This is a genomic window from Pseudomonas soli (assembly GCF_021283165.2).
GTDB classification, from domain to species: domain Bacteria; phylum Pseudomonadota; class Gammaproteobacteria; order Pseudomonadales; family Pseudomonadaceae; genus Aquipseudomonas; species Aquipseudomonas soli.
The window spans coordinates 721581-738640 of sequence record NZ_CP128543.1; the positions used below are offsets into that span (position 1 = coordinate 721581).

At 66.7% G+C, this 17060-nt stretch carries 13 protein-coding genes; 3 read left to right on the plus strand and 10 right to left on the minus strand.

What is annotated here, in order from left to right:
- The first annotated feature begins 5 nt into the window (after positions 1 to 5).
- Positions 6 to 896 carry a 3-hydroxyisobutyrate dehydrogenase gene (mmsB, locus tag LU688_RS03215; protein ID WP_038707314.1) on the plus strand — a complete coding sequence of 297 codons (891 nt, stop codon included), beginning with the start codon at positions 6 to 8 and terminating at the stop codon, positions 894 to 896.
- 100 nt (positions 897 to 996) lie between these two features.
- Here mmsB and LU688_RS03220 read toward each other — a convergent pair whose 3' ends face one another.
- From LU688_RS03220 to LU688_RS03255, 8 genes are all read right to left on the minus strand, one after another.
- Positions 997 to 1341 (minus strand): cupin domain-containing protein, encoded by a 345-nt coding sequence (locus tag LU688_RS03220; protein ID WP_023631693.1) that lies wholly within the window; start codon positions 1339 to 1341, stop codon positions 997 to 999.
- Positions 1342 to 1471: 130 nt separating this feature from the next.
- The gene (locus tag LU688_RS03225) at positions 1472 to 2404 is read right to left on the minus strand and encodes a phosphatidate cytidylyltransferase (protein WP_023631694.1); all 933 of its coding nucleotides are present in this window, start codon (positions 2402 to 2404) and stop codon (positions 1472 to 1474) included.
- Between the two features lies 1 nt (position 2405).
- The gene (locus LU688_RS03230; protein WP_094010345.1) at positions 2406 to 3026 is read right to left on the minus strand and encodes a lysophospholipid acyltransferase family protein; all 621 of its coding nucleotides are present in this window, start codon (positions 3024 to 3026) and stop codon (positions 2406 to 2408) included.
- A 5-nt stretch (positions 3027 to 3031) separates the two neighbouring features.
- Entirely contained in the window at positions 3032 to 3451 is a 420-nt protein-coding gene (locus LU688_RS03235) for a hypothetical protein (protein WP_094010344.1), read from the minus strand.
- A complete protein-coding gene (locus LU688_RS03240) occupies positions 3448 to 4794 on the minus strand; it encodes a phosphatase PAP2/dual specificity phosphatase family protein (RefSeq protein WP_094010343.1) in 1347 nt (448 codons plus the stop codon). The genes LU688_RS03235 and LU688_RS03240 overlap by 4 nt, the downstream gene beginning before the upstream one ends.
- A complete protein-coding gene (locus LU688_RS03245) occupies positions 4794 to 6548 on the minus strand; it encodes a bifunctional alpha/beta hydrolase/class I SAM-dependent methyltransferase (protein ID WP_094010342.1) in 1755 nt (584 codons plus the stop codon). Before LU688_RS03245 ends, LU688_RS03240 begins: the two co-directional genes overlap by 1 nt.
- Before the next feature lie 30 nt (positions 6549 to 6578).
- Positions 6579 to 7184 carry a CDP-alcohol phosphatidyltransferase family protein gene (locus LU688_RS03250; RefSeq protein WP_094010370.1) on the minus strand — a complete coding sequence of 202 codons (606 nt, stop codon included), beginning with the start codon at positions 7182 to 7184 and terminating at the stop codon, positions 6579 to 6581.
- A 124-nt stretch (positions 7185 to 7308) separates the two neighbouring features.
- Entirely contained in the window at positions 7309 to 8646 is a 1338-nt protein-coding gene (locus tag LU688_RS03255) for an MATE family efflux transporter (RefSeq protein ID WP_038707318.1), read from the minus strand.
- A 155-nt stretch (positions 8647 to 8801) separates the two neighbouring features.
- Between LU688_RS03255 and LU688_RS03260 the strand changes: the two genes are divergently transcribed.
- Positions 8802 to 13706 carry an alpha-2-macroglobulin gene (locus tag LU688_RS03260; protein ID WP_094010341.1) on the plus strand — a complete coding sequence of 1635 codons (4905 nt, stop codon included), beginning with the start codon at positions 8802 to 8804 and terminating at the stop codon, positions 13704 to 13706.
- Between the two features lie 92 nt (positions 13707 to 13798).
- Here the strand turns inward: LU688_RS03260 and LU688_RS03265 are convergent, their stop codons facing one another.
- On the minus strand, positions 13799 to 14092 hold the full coding sequence (locus tag LU688_RS03265; protein WP_023631497.1) for a hypothetical protein: 294 nt from the start codon (positions 14090 to 14092) through the stop codon (positions 13799 to 13801).
- Between the two features lie 68 nt (positions 14093 to 14160).
- Between LU688_RS03265 and pbpC the strand changes: the two genes are divergently transcribed.
- Complete coding sequence (gene pbpC, locus LU688_RS03270; protein ID WP_038707652.1) at positions 14161 to 16509, plus strand: peptidoglycan glycosyltransferase PbpC; 2349 nt, start codon at positions 14161 to 14163, stop codon at positions 16507 to 16509.
- Between the two features lie 15 nt (positions 16510 to 16524).
- Here the strand turns inward: pbpC and LU688_RS03275 are convergent, their stop codons facing one another.
- The gene (locus tag LU688_RS03275) at positions 16525 to 16962 is read right to left on the minus strand and encodes a cupin domain-containing protein (RefSeq protein WP_094010340.1); all 438 of its coding nucleotides are present in this window, start codon (positions 16960 to 16962) and stop codon (positions 16525 to 16527) included.
- Positions 16963 to 17060 lie beyond the last annotated feature (98 nt).

The window sequence follows — 17060 nt, forward strand, 5'->3', positions numbered from 1 at the left end:
TCGTCATGCGTATCGCATTCATCGGCCTGGGCAACATGGGCGCGCCCATGGCCCGCAACCTGATCAAGGCCGGGCACCAGCTCAACCTGTTCGACCTGAACAAGACCGTGCTGGCCGAACTCGCCGAGCTGGGCGGGCAGGTCAGCACCTCACCGAAGGACGCCGCCGTCAACAGCGAGCTGGTGATCACCATGCTGCCGGCCGCCGCTCATGTGCGTGGCGTGTACCTGGATGAAGAAACCGGCGTGCTGGCCGGCATTCGCCCCGGCACTCCGACCGTGGACTGCAGCACCATCGATCCGCAGACCGCCCGTGAGGTCTCCAAGGCCGCCGCGGCCAAGGGCATCGACATGGGTGATGCGCCGGTCTCTGGCGGCACCGGTGGCGCGGCGGCCGGCACCCTGACCTTCATGGTCGGCGCCAGCGCCGAGCTGTTCGCCACGCTCAAGCCGGTGCTGGAGCAGATGGGCCGCAATATCGTGCATTGCGGCGAAGTCGGCACCGGGCAGATCGCCAAGATCTGCAACAACCTGCTGCTGGGTATCTCGATGATCGGCGTGTCCGAGGCCATGGCCCTGGGCAATGCGTTGGGCATCGACACCAAGGTGCTGGCCGGGATCATCAACAGCTCGACCGGACGTTGCTGGAGTTCGGACACCTACAACCCGTGGCCAGGCATCATCGAGACTGCCCCAGCTTCACGGGGGTATACCGGCGGCTTCGGCGCCGAACTGATGCTCAAGGACCTGGGGCTGGCCACCGAGGCCGCGCGCCAGGCGCACCAGCCGGTGATCCTGGGTGCCGTGGCCCAGCAACTTTACCAGGCCATGAGCCTGCGCGGCGAAGGTGGCAAGGATTTCTCGGCGATCGTCGAGGGGTACCGCAAGAAGGATTGACCCGCGAGTGGACTTGATCGCGGATCGTATGGTCCTCCCCCTTGTAACTGCGCACCTTGGGGGAGGGGCATGTGCTCCGCGATTTTTTTGCTTCGAGCTTTCAGGCAAACACGAAGTATTTGCGCACCGTCTCGACCACTTCCCAGGTCCCTTTCATCCCCGGCTCGATCACGAACACATCCCCCGCCTTCAGATGCTTCGGCTCCTCGCCTTCCGGGGTGACGATGCAGTAGCCATCGAGGAAATGGCAGTACTCCCACTTCTCGTAGTTGACCTCGAACTTGCCCGGCGTGCAGATCCAGGTGCCCATGATCTTGCTGCCGTCGGCGGACAGGTAGGCGTTCAGGTTGACGGTGTGCGGGTCGCCGCCGATGCGCTTCCATTTGGTCGCGTCGACCACCGGGGTCGGACAGGTTTCGCGCAGGACGGTGATGAAGTCGGACATGGCATGGCTCCAGGTAACAGGTGAGATGACGCGTCACCATAGGGCCATCGAAGTACGGGCAGTTGCCTGGGCTCGACGTCCAGCTGTCAGAGCGCGCTATCTCAACCCAAGCCTGCCGATCGGCCAGGCTTCACGCCCACCAGTAACGCACGAAGTGGAAGAACACGGGCGCTGCGAAGCACACCGAGTCCATGCGGTCGAGCATGCCGCCGTGGCCTTCGATCATGTGGCCCCAGTCCTTCACTCCGCGGTCGCGCTTGATCGCCGACATCACCAGCCCTCCAAAGAAGCCCATGGCATTGACCGTCAGCGCCATCAGCGCCGCCTGCCAGAAGGTGAACGGGGTGATCCAGCACAGCAGGGCGCCGACCAGGGTCGCCAAGGCCACGCCGCCGGCCAGGCCTTCGACGGTCTTCGACGGCGACAGGTTGGGCGCCACCTTGCGCTTGCCGAACAGCTTGCCGCAGACGTACTGCAGCACGTCGCTGATCTGCACCACCAGGATCAGCCAGGCGATCAGCAGCAGGTTGCGGCCTTCGTAGCCGGGGATGTCCAGGGTCATCAGCGCCGGCACCGAAGACACGCAGTACACCGCGATCATCAGGCCCCACTGCACCTTCGAGGCGCGCTCGAGGAAGCGCGTGGTGTCGCCGCCGAAGCTGGCGAGGATCGGCAGCAGCAGGAACAGGTACACCGGGATGAAGATGCTGAACAGGCCGTACCAGTCCATGGCGATCAGCAGGTACTGCACCGGCAACGCCACGTAGAACGCCGCCACCAGGGCGGGGTAGTCGCTGCGTCGGGTCGGGGTGAGGGTCATGAACTCGCGCAGGGCGTAGAACGAGACGCCGTAGAACAGCACGATGACGCCGTACTTGCCGAACAGGAAGGCGATGCCGATCACCAGCACCATCACCCACCAGGCATTGATGCGCGCGTTGAGGTTGTCGATCACCGCATGTGGCGCGGGGCCGGCACGCCACTTGAGCAGGCGGCCGACGAGGCTGGCGAGCAGCAGCAGGGCGCCGATACCGGCGAATAGCGACAGGGTGTTGTGATCCATCTCAGGCTTCCTTCGGGGCCAGGTTCAGCAGGGCCTGGCGGGCCCGCTCGAGAAAGGCATGCTTGGCTTCGTCCTGCTGCAGGTGCAGCGGCTCGCCGAAACTCAGGGTGCACAACAGCGGCAGCGGCAGGGCGCGTCCTTTGGGCATGACCCGGTTGAGGTTGGCGATCCACACCGGCACCAGCTCTACCTGCGGGTTGGCCGAGGCCAGGTGGAACAGGCCGCTCTTGAACGGCAGCAGCGGGTCATCGGTGAGGTTGCGCGTGCCTTCCGGGAAGAAGATCAGCGAGTCACCCTGGGCAAAGGCGTCGAGCACCGGTTGCAGTGGGTTGCCCTCGCAGGCCAGCTGGCGATCGATCAGCACGCCGTTGAACACCTGGCGGATCAGGAAGTCGCGGATGCCCGGCTTGCACCAGTAGTCGGCGCCGGCCACTGGCCGGGTGCGGCGGCGCAGCGGCTCGGGCAGCGCGGCCCAGAGCAGCACGAAGTCACCGTGGCTGCTGTGGTTGGCGAAGTACAGGCGCTGCACCGGTTGCGGCGTGCAGCCCAGCCACAGGGCGCGGGCACCGGTGATCAGGCGGGCGGCGGAGGTGATGACGAAGGCAGTCAGGCTGGCGAGCATCGGGGTTATCCGGTGAAGGGAAGGGTGACGGCGAGCAGCACCTGCGCGGCCAGGCACAAGGCCTGACGGCGCAGCAGGGCCAGGGCAGCCTCGCTGCGTGCAGGCCAGCCGCGTGGATCGTCGGCGGTCGGTTTCAGGCGCAGTTCGAACAGGGCACGGTCCAGGGCCTGGGTATCAGCGGGCAGGCTGTCGCGGCTGGCGAGCCGGGCGAACAGCTCGGCATCCAGGGCAACGCGTATGGCCCAGTACTTGTGCGCCAGGCCAAGCGCCAGCAACGTTGCGCAGAACACCCGGGGCAGCGCTGGCAGCGGCACGCCCAGCATGGGCGCCAGGCTGCAGGCCAGGGCCAGCAAGGTGATGCCGTCCGACCAGCGCTCCAGTTGGCGGCCACGGGCGAGCAGGCTGGCGACGACGAGCAGGTTCATGGCTGTGTCTCCAGCGGCTGCAGGGCCTGGCGGTGGGCTGGATGCAATACCACGCCGGGGCGCGCCTGGCGGATCAGTGTTTCGGCATGCGCGATTGCCTTGCAGCGACCGCTGACAACCAGCCAGGCGGCGACTGCGCTGGCGCTGCGTGAGTAGCCCAGTGCGCAGCAGACCAGTACCGGGCCGTGCCGGCGCAGGTGTTCGATAGCCTCGGCAGCTTGCTGCAAGGTCTGCGTGTCAGGGGCGACCAGGTCCAGTGACGGCAGGTTCAGGTAGGACTGCGAAGCCTGTGGCGTCTGCTCGTGGCAGCGCGCTTGCCCCGCGATGCGGACCCGGCAGGCGAGCTCCGCGCTGAGGTCGATCACCGCCGGGAACTGCACCGTATCACCCGCGCCCGGCACACGCCCGAGGTACACCCCCTCGCACACCTCATCCGCCTGCGGATGGCGCCAGGTCCACAGCCTTGAATTGATCCAGGCAGCAATCAGGTAAGGCGCCAGCAATGCCGTCGCCGCGACCGACAGCCGGCCATCGCTGCTTTTCTGGAAACCTTGCGCTCCGAACAGTGCGTAGTTCAACGCTACCAGCAGCAGTGAAAACGCAGGCCAGAGCAGCCACAAGGCGGAGTGCCCCAGCTTGAACCCGAGCACGGCCAGCAGCAGCGCGCCCAGTCCATAACGCAACGCCAGCCGCCAGCGTTTGGGATCGCGTGCCAGGCGTGCCTGCTGCCAGGGCAACGGCCCTTGTTGCGGCCACAGCCACAGGCAGACGAACCCGGCCAACGCCCCGGTCGGCACATCGATGAAGTGATGCTGCCAGGTGCTCAGGACCGACAGCCCGATCAGCCCCATCCAGCCGTGCACCAGCCAGCGCCAGGCGGGATGCCGCGCATGGCGGGCGAACATCGTCCAGATGATCACCAACAGCGCGATATGCAGCGAAGGCGCCTGGTTGTAGGGCTTGTCGAAGCCCATCAGCACATCGAACAGCCAGCCGAACAGCCCTGACAGCTCGGGACGCTCGAAGGTGAAGCGCAGCGGCCAGAGCAGGAAGCAGGCCACGCAGATCATCTGTGCCGTGAGCAATGCCAAGGCATGTCGGTCCATCTCGCGACGTGTACGTGGCAGCAGGAACGACAACCCGTACAGCAGGTCGATCGACCAGTACGGGATGATAGTCCACGGCCACAGCGGCATGTGCCGTTCCCAGGCGAACACCAGGCTGCCGATATCGTCGCGTCCGGCCGTGTAGGAGTTGGCCAGGCCGTAGCTGAGGAAAAACAACGGTCCGAGCAGCAACAGCCAGAGCACGCCGCGGCGGATCAGCCCGGTTTCACGGGCCATCAGCGCACCCGCTGCGCTAGGCTGACGCTGAAGATGCCCCATTCATCGATGCGCTGGGTGATCTTGCGGAACCCTGCGGCCTCGACCAACTGATCCATCTCTGCCTGGCTGCGTCGGCGCATAACCCAGGCCTGGCCGCCGCGGTGGCTGGTCAGGGCGCGGGCGATCATCTCCAGCTGCGGATGCCAGGGCTGGCCGGTGTAGACCAGGTAGCCGCCGTCCTCGACGGCATCGGCCAAGCCCGCCAGTGAATTGCCGACCAGCTCGTTGCTGGCGAACAGCTCGTAGAGCCCCGAGACCACCGCGAGGGTGGGGCGTGGGGTGAGGCTGGCCAGGCTTTGCCGATCGAAGGCATCACCCTGGACGAAGCGGGCGATCTCGCCGAGGTCTTTTTCGCTGATCAGTGCGTTGCCCTGTTGCACGTTCAGCTCGCTGTAGTCGCGCAGCAGGATCGAGTCGGGCAGTTGCTGCAGGCCTTGCAAGGCCTCGAGGATATAGCGGCCATGGCCGGCGGCGATATCGACGATATGGACCGGGCGCTGCTGCTCGCGCAACTGGGCGATGGCCAGGCGCAACAGCTCCTCGACGTTCAGCTTGCGCTGGCGGATACCGCGCCAGCCGATGGCGTCCAGGTAGTTCCGGTCGACCAGCTCGCCCAACCGGCCTTTGCCGGTCGGCGTATTGCGGTAGACGTAGTCGAGGGTCGAGCCGGAGTCGAAGCCGGTGTCGAAGCCCAGTTTCACCCCCTCGGAAAGGCCCTTGCCCAACTGCAGGCCGGCGCGGGTGGCGCGCCAGTAGAGGTCGCGTGGCGAATGGCGTGGCAACGGCGCAGCCAGGCTCTCGGCCTCGGCGCAGCTGGCGCCGCTCCTGTCGGCGTCCAACAAGGAAGGGCGCGCTGGCGGCGCGTCGAAGCAGTGCTCGACGAAGCGTTCGATCCGCGCCAGGGCGTGGGCGCGGTCGCGCTCGCCAAGGGTGTCATGGAAGAAGCCTGGCAGGATGTGCTTTTCCTTGCGTGCGCTGCCCAGGCGATCGAAGAACTGCTCCTGCGGCTTGCGCTCGACCACCAGGTCCGCGCCGGAGATCAGCAGTTGCGTCGGCACCTGGATTGCCTGGGCGTCGGCCACCACGCGGTCGGCGGCGTCATACAGGCCCAGCAGCATGCTGACCGAAATGGGCCGGCTGATCAGCGGGTCGGCGACATAGGACATGACCCGCTCCGGGTCATGGGTCAACAGGCGCGGCTTGACGTAGCTGTTGACGAAGAAGTTGCCGCGCAGGGCCTTCATCAGCTTCAGCCCGGGGCGGGCGAAGGGCACATAGAGTTTGACCTTGAACGCCGGCGAAGCGAGCACCAGGCAGCGCACCCTGGGCGCATAGTCGTGGGCCCAGGTGGCGATCAGTACCGCGCCGACGCTTTGCGCCAGCACCACCATATCGGGTTCGGCGATGCCATGGCTGGCCTGGAGGTGCTCGATGAAGGTCTGCACGTCGCGCACGCTGGTGGCGAAGCCCGGGCTGTCGCCGCGTGCTCCTGGCGATTGGCCATGGCCACGGGCGTCCCAGGCGAAGAAATCATAACCGGGCATGTTCAGTTCGTCGGCCAGGTGGGCCATGCGCCCGCCGTGCTCGTGGCCGCGGTGGAACATCACCACGGCGCGGCGTGGTTGATGCTCGTTGCGCGTGGCGGGCCAGTGGCGATAGTGCAGCTCGACGCCGTCATGGGTGCAGAAATGCAGCGATTGCGCTTGGCGCATGGCGAATATCCTTGTCCGGCAGCGAGGGGCTCAGCGGGTTTCGGCCAGGCCGTGGCGAACCCGGTTGTACAGGGTATAGAGCGAGAGCAGCAGGATCACCAGCAGCAGGCCATTGATCCAGCTCGCGGCCAGCAGCCCGAACGCCACGCCAGTGCCCAGCACGCCGAAGGCGAAGGCCCGGTCGCTCTTGCCCATTGGCCCGTCGTAGCGGCGTGACGCGCCGGCCAGCGGGCCCATTACCCCGGCGTATTCGCTGATCACGGCGAACACCACCACCAGCACCACCAGTGCCGGCGAAACGCCGGGCAGCAGGGCGAACGGCAGGTACAGCGCGGTGTCGGCGATCACGTCGCACAGTTCATTGAGGTAGGCGCCGAGCCTGGACTGCTGGCCGAACTCGCGGGCGAGCATGCCGTCGACCGCGTTCAGCGCCATGCGCAGCAGCATCCACAGCGGTATCAGGATGAACAGCCAGGTGGCCTGGTGCTGCCAGGCGAGCAGCAGGCCAAGGACGATGGAGACCGCCGCGGCGGCGACGGTGACCTGGTTGGCGGTGACGCCACGCTCGTACAGGCGTTGCACCGAAGGGCGCAGCAGCGCCTGGAAGCGGGGTTTGAGCTGGTAGATGGATGGCACGGCGAATTCCCTGTCATGGTGCGGCATGGCCGCGATTGTGGGGAATCAGGCCGGGGGCAGGCAAGGGGGCAGGTGAGGGCTTTCGCCTGGTTTCGTGACGCAGCGCTGCAAAGCGGCGCCGCTCTCAGCGAATCCAGCGGTCGCGCTGCTGCAAACGCCACCCCAGCCACCCCAGCGTCACCGCCCGCAGCACCATGAAGCCGAGGAACGCCCACCACAGCCCATGGTTGCCGAACCCGCGCATGGCAAGCGCCAGGGGCAGCGCGACCGCCACCGACAGCAGCATCGCATTGCGCATCTCGCGTGCCCGCGTCGCGCCGATGAACAAGCCATCGAGCAGGTAGCTCCACACGGCTACCAATGGCAGCACCGCCAGATAGGGCAGATAGGGATACGCGGCTTCGCGCACACTGGCAATGTCGGTCTGCAGGTCGATGAACAGGTGCCCGCCCAGCAAGAACAGCACGGCGAACACCAGGCTGACGATCAGCGACCAGCCGCAGGCCACCACCAGTGCCTGCTTCAGGGCACTGCGGTCACGGGCGCCGATGGCATGGCCGCACAGGGCCTCGACCGCATGGGCCAGGCCATCGAGGGCATAGGCGGTGAGCATCAGCCCATTGAGCAGCAGGGCATTGGCTGCCACCGTAGCCTCGCCCAGGCGCGCACCCTGCACGGTGAGCAGCAGGAACACCAGTTGCAGGGCCAGGCTGCGCAGGAAGATGTCGCGGTTGACCGCCAGCAGCGGCCGCCAGCTCTGCCAGCGTTTCAACGCGGCCCAGGCGACCTGCCCGGGGTAGGCGCGCAAGGCCGGGCGGGTGAGGGCCAGGCCGAGCAGGGCGGCGCTCCATTCGGCGATCACCGAGGCCCGCGCCGAGCCGACCACCCCCCAGTCCAGGCCAAGTACGAACCACAGGTTCAGGGCGATGTTGAGCAGGTTGGTCGTCAGCAGGATCGCCAGCGGCGCCCTGGCGTTCTGGGTGCCGAGGAACCAGCCGACCAGGGCATAGCTGGCCAGTGCTGCCGGCAGGCCGAGCAGGCGGGTGTGGAAGAAGGCTTCGGTCGAGGCATGCAGCGCCTCGCTGGGCTGCATCGCCTGCAGTGCCAGTTGGCTGAAGGGTAGGGCCAGCAGGCCGATCAGCACGGCGAAAGCCAGCGCCAGCAGCAGCCCCTGCACAAGTACCTGGCGCAGCGCGGCGCCGTCGGCGCGGCCGGCGGCCTGGGCGGCGAAGCCGGTGGAGCCCATGCGCAGGAAGCCCAGCAGGCCGACCATGAAGGTGAACAGCGTGGCACCGACGGCCACCGCGCCCAACTGATGGGCATGGGGCAGGTGGCCGATCACCGTGCTGTCGACCAGCGCCACCAGCGGCACCGAGATGTTGGACAGGATCATCGGCGCGGCCAGGGCCCAGACCTTGTGGTGGGTGGGGCGGTTGCGCCAGGCGGTGGACAGTGAAGACATGCGGGCTCCTGCGTGATTGCGCAACGGATTGTACCGGCCCGGCAACCTATTGGCGCGAACACGGTCTCACTTACCGCGCATCGCCAGGAAAGCCTCGAGCCGTTGCGCTATAGTTGCCCCCCTCACGTACACGCTGCCGAAGAGTTCTCTCTCAAATGCTCAACAAAGGATTGTTGCTGGCCTGCGCGCTGGCCCTGCTCAGTGCCTGTGATTCTTCCACCCCGGACAAGCCATCGGCGCCTGCTGCTGACGCCGCTGCCGTCGCGCCTGTCGAAACCCGGACGGCCAAGCGCGAAGATCCGGCAGTGCTCGCCAAACGCTATGCCGGCCGTGAACTGACCGTGCTGGACGTCTCGGAAGTGCAGCTCGACGGCGCCAGCACCCTGTCGGTCAGCGTCTCCGCGCCGCTGGACGCCAATCAGGACTTCGCCGGCAAGTTGCACCTGGTCGACACCGTCAAGGGCAAGGTCGACGGCGCCTGGGAACTCTCCGACAACCAGATGGAACTGCGCCTGCGCCACCTGGAGCCCCAGCGCAAGATGGTCCTGACCATCGACAAGGGCCTGCTCTCGGTCAACGGCAACCAGCTGCAGGCCGAATCGGTCAGCCGCTTCGAGACCCGCGATATGCAGGCCACGGTGGGCTTCGCCAGCCGCGGTTCGCTGCTGCCCACGCGCCTGGCCGAAGGCCTGCCGGTGATTGCCCTGAACGTCGACAAGGTCGATGTCGAGTTCTTCCGCATCAAGCCGGACATGCTCTCGAGTTTCCTGGTCAACTGGGGGCGCAACAGCAGCCTGTACTACTACCAGTCCAAGGAAACCCTGGAGATGGCCGAGCTGGTCTACAGCGGCCGTTTCGACCTCAACCCGGCGCGCAATACCCGCGAAACCGTGCTGTTGCCGATCGCCGGGATCAAGCCGCTGCAGGAGCCAGGCGTATACCTGGCGGTGATGCGTGCCTCGGGCACCTATGACTACTCGCAGCCGGCGACCCTGTTCACCCTGAGTGACATCGGTGTCTCGGCGCACCGCTATCGCGATCGCCTGGACGTGTTCACCCAGGCTCTTGAGGGCGGCAAGGCGCTCAAGGACGTCACCCTCGAGTTGCACGACGACAAGGGCAAGTTGCTGGCCCAGGCCAAAACAGACGGCGACGGTCATGCGCAGCTGCCGATCACCGCCAAGGCCGATACGCTGATCGCCACTCAGGGCGTGCACACCACCCTGCTGCGTCTGAACACCGCGGCGCTGGACCTGGCCGAGTTCGACATCACCGGGCCCCAGGCCAACCCGCTGCAGTTCTTCATCTTTGGCCCCCGTGACCTCTATCGCCCAGGCGAGACCGTGCTGCTCAACGGCCTGCTGCGCGACCAGGATGGCAAGCCGGTCAAGGCCCAGCCGGTGAACGTGGAAGTACGCCGCCCCGATGAGCAGGTCAGCCGCAAGTTCGTCTGGGAGGCCGACCAGAACGGCCTGTTCCAGTACCAGCTGCAACTGGCCAGCGAAGCGCCGACCGGCCGTTGGCAGTTGCTGCTCGACATGGGCGGTGGCCGCAAGCAGGTTTACGAATTCCTAGTCGAGGACTTCCTCCCCGAGCGCCTGGCGCTGGAGCTCAAAGGCAGTGCCGCGCCGCTGGCGCCGGAGCAAACCGCCACGATCCAGGTCAATGGTCGTTACCTCTATGGAGCTCCCGCCGCCGGCAACCGCCTCAGTGGCCAGGCCTACGTGCGTCCGTTGCGTGAAGCGGTGAAGGCGCTGCCGGGCTATCAGTTCGGCGCGGTCACCGAGACCGAGCTGAACCAGGACCTGGAACTGGACGAAGTCACCCTCGACCAGAACGGCAAGGCCCGCATCGACATCGAAAGTCGCTGGGCTGAAGCCCGCTCGCCGCTGCAACTGACCGTGCAGGCCAGCCTGCAGGAGTCCGGTGGTCGGCCGATCACCCGGCGCCTGGAGCAGCCGATCTGGCCTGCCGAGCGTATGCCGGGCCTGCGCGGCCTGTTCGACGGCGAAGAAACCGATGGCGACGGCCCGGTGGAGTTCGAGTTCCTGGTGGCTGATCGCGACGGCAAGAAACTGGCCGCCGACAACCTGAAGGTACGGCTGATCCGCGAGCGCCGCGACTACTATTGGAACTACTCGCAGAGCGATGGCTGGAGCTACAACTACAACGAGAAGTTCCTTACCCAGGCTGAAGAAACCGTCAGCGTGAAGGCAGGTTCCACCGCCAAGCTGAACTTCCAGGTGGAGTGGGGTCCGTACCGTGTCGAGGTGGAAGACCCGCAGACCGGCCTGGTCTCCAGTGCCCGCTTCTGGGCCGGCTACCGCGCCCAGGACAACGCCGAGGGTGGCGCCGTGCGCCCTGACCAGGTGAAGATCGCCCTGGACAAGCCAGCCTACAAGGAAGGCGGCACCGCCAAGGTCACCGTCACCCCGCCGGCCGCCGGCAGCGGCTACCTGATGATCGAGTCCGCCGACGGCCCGCTGTGGTGGCAGGAAATCGAGGTGCCGGCCGAGGGCAAGACCTTCGATGTCGAACTGGACAAGAAGTGGGCGCGCCACGACCTGTACATCAGCGCCCTGGTGATCCGCCCGGGTGAGCGCAAGGCCAACGCCACGCCGAAACGCGCCGTGGGCGTGCTGCACCTGCCGCTGGACCGCGCCGAGCGCAAGCTGGCCGTGTCGCTGCAGGCGCCGGAAAAAATGCGGCCCAAGCAACCGCTGACCGTCAAGGTCAAGGCGGTCAACGCCGATGGCAGCGTGCCCAAGCAGGTGCATGTGCTGTTGTCGGCGGTGGACGTGGGCATCCTCAACATCACCGACTTCAAGACCCCCGATCCGTTCGCCAGCCTGTTCGGCCGCAAGGCCTATGGCGCCGACCAGCTGGACATCTATGGCCAGTTGATCGAAGCCGGCCAGGGCCGCCTGGCCAGCCTGGCCTTCGGCGGTGACGCCGCCATGGCCAAGGGCGGCAAGCGCCCGAACACCACGGTGACCATCGTCGCCCAGCAGAGCCTGCCGGTGACCCTCGATGAAAAAGGCGAGGGCCAGGCCAGCGTCGATATTCCCGATTTCAACGGTGAACTGCGCCTGATGGCCCAGGCCTGGACCGAAGAACACTTCGGCATGGCCGAGGGCAAGACCGTGGTCGCCGCGCCGCTGATCGCCGAGCTGTCCGCGCCGCGCTTCCTCGCCGGTGGCGATCAGACCCGCCTGGCGCTGGACCTGGCCAACCTGTCCGGCCGCGCCCAGCAACTGAGCGTGCAGGTGTCCAGCGAAGGTCAACTGAGCCTGGTCGGTGGCGCTCAGCAGAACTTCACCCTCGCCGAAGGCCAGCGCACCACCCTGATGATCCCGGTGCAGGCCCAGGGGGGCCTGGGCCAGGGCAAGGTTCGCGTGCAGGTCAACGGCCTGCAGCTGCCGGGTGAGCCGGCTAGTACCTTCGAGCGTGAATGGACCCTGGGTATTCGCCCGGCTTACCCGGCGATGCTCAAGCACTACCGCGTGGCCCTCAAGGACCAGCCCTGGAGCCTGCCCGACAGCGACCTGGCCGAGTTCGAGCCTGCGGGCCTGGAGGCCAGCCTGGCGTTATCGAGCCGCCCACCGCTGAACCTTGCCGAGCAGATCCGCGCCCTGGAAGCCTACCCCTACGGCTGCCTGGAGCAGACCACCAGTGGCCTGTACCCGTCGCTGTACGCCGATGCCGACAGCCTCAAGCGCCTGGGCATCAAGGGTGAGCCGGCCGATGTGCGCAAACGCAAGATCGAGATGGGCATCGAGCATCTGCTGGGCATGCAGCGCTACAACGGCAGCTTCGGCCTGTGGAGTTCGGACAGCGAGGAGGAATACTGGCTGACTGCCTACGTGACCGATTTCCTGCTGCGCGCCCGCGAGCAAGGCTACGGTGTACCGGCCGAGGCGCTGAAGAAGGCCAGCGAGCGCCTGCTGCGCTATGTGCAGGAGCGCAACCTGATCGAAGTCGACTACAGCCAGAACGCCGACCACACCCGCTTCGCCGTGCAGGCCTACGCCGGCCTGGTGCTGGCGCGCAGCCAACAGGCGCCGCTGGGCGCCTTGCGCAGCCTGTTCGAGCGTCGTGCTGACGCCCGCTCCGGTTTGCCGCTGGTGCAACTGGCGGTGGCGCTGGACAAGATGGGCGACAAGCAACGTTCGCAGCAGGCGCTGCAGGCGGGCCTGGCGGTCACCCGCGGCAAAGGCTGGCTGGCCGACTACGGCAGCGCCCTGCGTGACCAGGCGTTGATCCTGTCCCTGCTGCAGGAGAACAACCTGGCCGCCAATCAGGTCGACCAGCGCCTGTTCGGCCTGTCCGACGAGTTGGCCGCCAACCGTTGGCTGTCTACCCAGGAGCGCAACGCGCTGTTCCTTGCCGGCCGTGGCCTGCTGGGCAAGCCGGAGGGTACTTGGAAGGCTCGCCTGGACAGCGCCGGTGAAGTCCGTGAGTTCGACAACAATGATTCGGGCATGAAGCTCGAGGGCCCGCTGCTGGCCTCGCCATTGACCGTGCAGAACCAGGGTGGCGACACCCTGTACCAGCAGCTGACCTTGTCCGGCTACCCGCGCCAGGCTCCGGCCGCCAGCGGCAATGGCATGGAAATCCGCCGCGAGTACCTGGGCATGAATGGCCAGGCGCTGGATGTGCGCAACCTGCGCAGCGGTGACCTGGTGCTGGTGCACCTGGCGCTCAAGGCCCAGGACCAGGTGCCCGACGCCCTGGTAGTGGACCTGCTGCCGGCAGGCCTGGAGCTGGAGAACCAGAACCTGGCGCAGAGCGCTGCCAGCCTGGACAATGCCAGCAGCGCGGTGAAGCAGTGGCGCGAGTCGATGCAGAACGCCAGCGTGGTGCACCAGGAGTATCGCGACGACCGCTACGTGGCCGCGCTCAAGCTCGACAGCTACGGCACCACCCACCTGCTGTACCTGGCCCGTGCGGTGACGCCGGGCAGCTACCGCGTTCCGCCTCCGCAGGTGGAGTCGATGTACCGGCCCAACCTGCAGGCGATTGGTGATAGCCAGGGCGAGATGATTGTAAGAGCTCGCTGACCCTCAAGCTGTGAGCTGCAAGCTACAAGAGAAAGCAGTCGATGCAGGCTGCTTTCAACTTGCCGCTTGTAGCTCCAAGCTTGCAGCTGCTTTCAATGCACTACCCAGCTCAACACCCACAACCCCAGCAACGCCCAGATGATCCCGAGGATGATCGATGCGCGCATGAAAGCGCGGACCGCCGAGTACAGCAACATCAGGCCGACGATAAGCGCCAGGATGCTCACCAGCGAGGTGTCCATCCCCAGCGTGCGCGCCAGGCCATCGATGAAATTGCCACCGGCGTTGGCCAGCAGGTTGAACAACCCGCTCAAGCCATCGACGATGAACCGGATCACCGAACCCAGTGCCTGGCCCAGCCATTCGAAAAAACCTTCTACATGCATAGTCGCTTCCTGATCAACGAATCGGCGATTCCCAGCCTTTGGCCATCACCTGGCCCGGTCGGTTCCCGATGCCAAGCTTAGCGCGCCCGCGCCTGACCAGGCTGCTGCGGCGTGTCGCCGTCAGCGTGCTGCTGGGCATGGCCCTGCTGTGGCTGGCTGACCGTATCTGGCCATTGCCCATGCCGGGCGACGACCTGGCGCGGGTGGTGCTGGCCGAGGACGGCACACCGTTGTGGCGCTTCGCCGACGCCGACGGCGTGTGGCGCTATCCGGTCAGCCCGCAGGAAGTCTCGCCGTTGTACCTTGAAGCCCTGCTCGCCTACGAGGACCGCTGGTTCTATCGCCACCCCGGGGTGAACCCCATGGCCCTGGCCCGGGCTGCATGGCTCAACCTGCGTGGCGGGCGGGTGGTGTCTGGTGGCAGCACGCTGTCGATGCAGGTGGCGCGCCTGCTCGACCCGCACGACCGCACCTTGCCCGGCAAGCTGCGCCAGCTGTGGCGCACGGTGCAGCTGGAGTGGCACCTGTCCAAGGACGAAATCTTGCAGCTGTACCTCAACCGGGCGCCGTTCGGCGGCACCTTGCAGGGCGTAGCGGCAGCCAGTTGGGCGTACCTGGGCAAGTCGCCGAAACACCTGACTCCGGCCGAAGCCGCGTTGCTCGCGGTGCTGCCTCAGGCGCCGAGCCGGCTGCGTCCGGACCGCCACCCTGAACGCGCCCAGCGTGCCCGGGACAAGGTGCTGCAGCGCCTGGCCGAGTACCAGGTGTGGCCAGCCCAGCGCATCGACGAGGCGCGTGAGGAGCCGCTGTTGCTGGCGCCACGCCAGGAGCCGGCGCTGGCGCCGCTGCTGGCCCGGCGCCTGAATACGCCGAACAGCCCGCCACTGATCCGTACCACCCTGGACGCCGCCTTGCAGCGGCGCCTCGAAGACCTGCTGCTGGGCTGGCGCGCTCGCCTGCCCGAGCGCACTTCGGCGGCGTTGCTGGTGGTCGAGACGCAGAGCATGGCCGTGCGCGCGTATCTCGGCTCCATCGACTTGAGCGATGAGCGCCGCTTCGGTCACGTGGACATGATCCACGCCCTGCGTTCGCCCGGTTCGACCCTCAAGCCGTTCCTCTACGCCATGGCCATGGACGACGGCCTGATTCACTCCGAATCGCTGTTGCAGGATGTGCCACGACGCTACGGCGACTACCGCCCCGGCAACTTCTCCATGGGCTTCAGCGGCCCGGTGTCGGCCAGCTCGGCGCTGGCGCTGTCGCTCAACTTGCCGGCGGTGCAACTGCTCGAAGCCTACGGCCCGAAACGCTTCGCCGCGCAGATGCGCATGGGCGGGATGCCGCTGGTGCTGCCGCCGCTGGCCGAGCCGAACCTGTCGCTGATTCTTGGTGGCGCAGGCAGCCGCCTGGAGGACCTGGTCGGTGGCTATGCCGCGCTGGCTCGTGGTGGGCTGAGCGCGCAGGTGCGCCTGCAACCTCAGGACCCGCTGGTGGAACGCCGCTTGCTGTCGCCGGGTTCGGCCTGGATCACCCGGCGCATTCTCAGCGGCCTGGCGCGGCCGGACCGTGACCCCCACGCCGAGCTGGTGCAGCGTCCGCAATTGGCCTGGAAGACCGGCACCAGCTACGGCTTTCGCGATGCCTGGTCGGTGGGCGTCGGCCCGCGCTACCTGATCGGCGTATGGATCGGCCGCCCCGACGGCACCCCGGTGCCGGGCCAGTTCGGCCTGGCCTCGGCGGCGCCATTGATGCTGCAGGTGCATGACCTGCTGAGTAACCGCGACAGCCAACGCGGCATCGAAGTGCCGGTCGAACCGGTGCCCGATTCGGTCGGTGTGGCGGCGATCTGTTGGCCGCTGGGCCAGCCAATGAACCGTCAGGACCCGAACTGCCGTCGGCAACGTTTCGCCTGGACCCTCGACGCTACCACGCCACCGACCTTGCAGGCTGCCGACCAGCCGCTGGGGCTGGGTTTGCGCGAAACGGTGTGGCTCAACGAGCGCGGCTTGCGTGTCGATGCCTCTTGTCCCGGTGCCAGGGCGCATGATGTCGCGCTATGGCCGGCCCCGCTCGAGCCGTGGTTGCCCAGCGCCGAACGCCGGGCAGCGCGGCTGCCGACTGTCGACCCCGCCTGCCCACCGCGGATGGCGGCCAGTGCGCCACCGCTGTCGATCGTCGGGGTGCGGGCCGGCGACAGCCTGCGTCGCCCGGCCACCAGCCATGAGCCGCTGCAGGTGCGGGTGTCGGCATTGGGTGGGGCGGGGCGACGCTGGTGGTTCCTCAATGGCCTGCCCTTGGGCGAGACCCAAGGGCAGGACAGCCTGCAGGTAAGTTTCGAGCAGGCCGGGCGCATCGAGTTGAGTGCTTTGGATGAAAGCGGCGAGACGGCGCGGGTGGAGTTCCAGGTCAGCGAGTAAGCACGTTGCCCAGGCTCAGCCTTTGACCGGGTTCAGATCGAAGGCACCAGCCTGGTACTGGAACAGCAGGCAATCGGCCGCCGCGGTGCAGCCGCTTTCATGCACCAGGTTGGCGGGCAGTTTGTAGTAGGCGCCTGTCGGGTACTCCACCCGCTTGCCATCGATCACCGCGTAGAAGGTTCCGCTCAACACCATGGTCGGCAGGGTCTGGCTATGGGTGTGCAGGCCATTGTCGGTGCCTTTGCGGAATTTTACGTAGGCCGAGTACGGCCCCTTGCCGAACAGGTCGCCTTCGACATTGGCGTAGCTCACCGCGCCGTGGGTGCCGGGCACCTGCTGCCATTTCAGCGAAGCGCTGTCAGGGACCGAACTCAGGGTGTCGCCAGCGGCGCTGGCGGTGGCGGTAATAGTGGCCAGGGTGAGGCCGGCGAAAATCGTGTGCAGTGCTTTCATGGGAGGCTCCTTCGCCAAGTGACAATGGGCGAAGGTTAAACAATCAAGTTATGCACAAATACTTCTTCAGAGTGCCATAACCTGTGCGTTTTAAGCAC

Coding starts and splice junctions, on each gene's coding strand:
- mmsB (WP_038707314.1), top strand. CDS start 6: ATGCGTATCGCATTCATCGGCCTGGGCAACATGGGCGCGCCCATGGCC.
- LU688_RS03220 (WP_023631693.1), bottom strand. CDS start 1,341: ATGTCCGACTTCATCACCGTCCTGCGCGAAACCTGTCCGACCCCGGTG.
- LU688_RS03225 (WP_023631694.1), bottom strand. CDS start 2,404: ATGGATCACAACACCCTGTCGCTATTCGCCGGTATCGGCGCCCTGCTG.
- LU688_RS03230 (WP_094010345.1), bottom strand. CDS start 3,026: ATGCTCGCCAGCCTGACTGCCTTCGTCATCACCTCCGCCGCCCGCCTG.
- LU688_RS03235 (WP_094010344.1), bottom strand. CDS start 3,451: ATGAACCTGCTCGTCGTCGCCAGCCTGCTCGCCCGTGGCCGCCAACTG.
- LU688_RS03240 (WP_094010343.1), bottom strand. CDS start 4,794: ATGGCCCGTGAAACCGGGCTGATCCGCCGCGGCGTGCTCTGGCTGTTG.
- LU688_RS03245 (WP_094010342.1), bottom strand. CDS start 6,548: ATGCGCCAAGCGCAATCGCTGCATTTCTGCACCCATGACGGCGTCGAG.
- LU688_RS03255 (WP_038707318.1), bottom strand. CDS start 8,646: ATGTCTTCACTGTCCACCGCCTGGCGCAACCGCCCCACCCACCACAAG.
- LU688_RS03260 (WP_094010341.1), top strand. CDS start 8,802: ATGCTCAACAAAGGATTGTTGCTGGCCTGCGCGCTGGCCCTGCTCAGT.
- LU688_RS03265 (WP_023631497.1), bottom strand. CDS start 14,092: ATGCATGTAGAAGGTTTTTTCGAATGGCTGGGCCAGGCACTGGGTTCG.
- pbpC (WP_038707652.1), top strand. CDS start 14,161: ATGCCAAGCTTAGCGCGCCCGCGCCTGACCAGGCTGCTGCGGCGTGTC.
- LU688_RS03275 (WP_094010340.1), bottom strand. CDS start 16,962: ATGAAAGCACTGCACACGATTTTCGCCGGCCTCACCCTGGCCACTATT.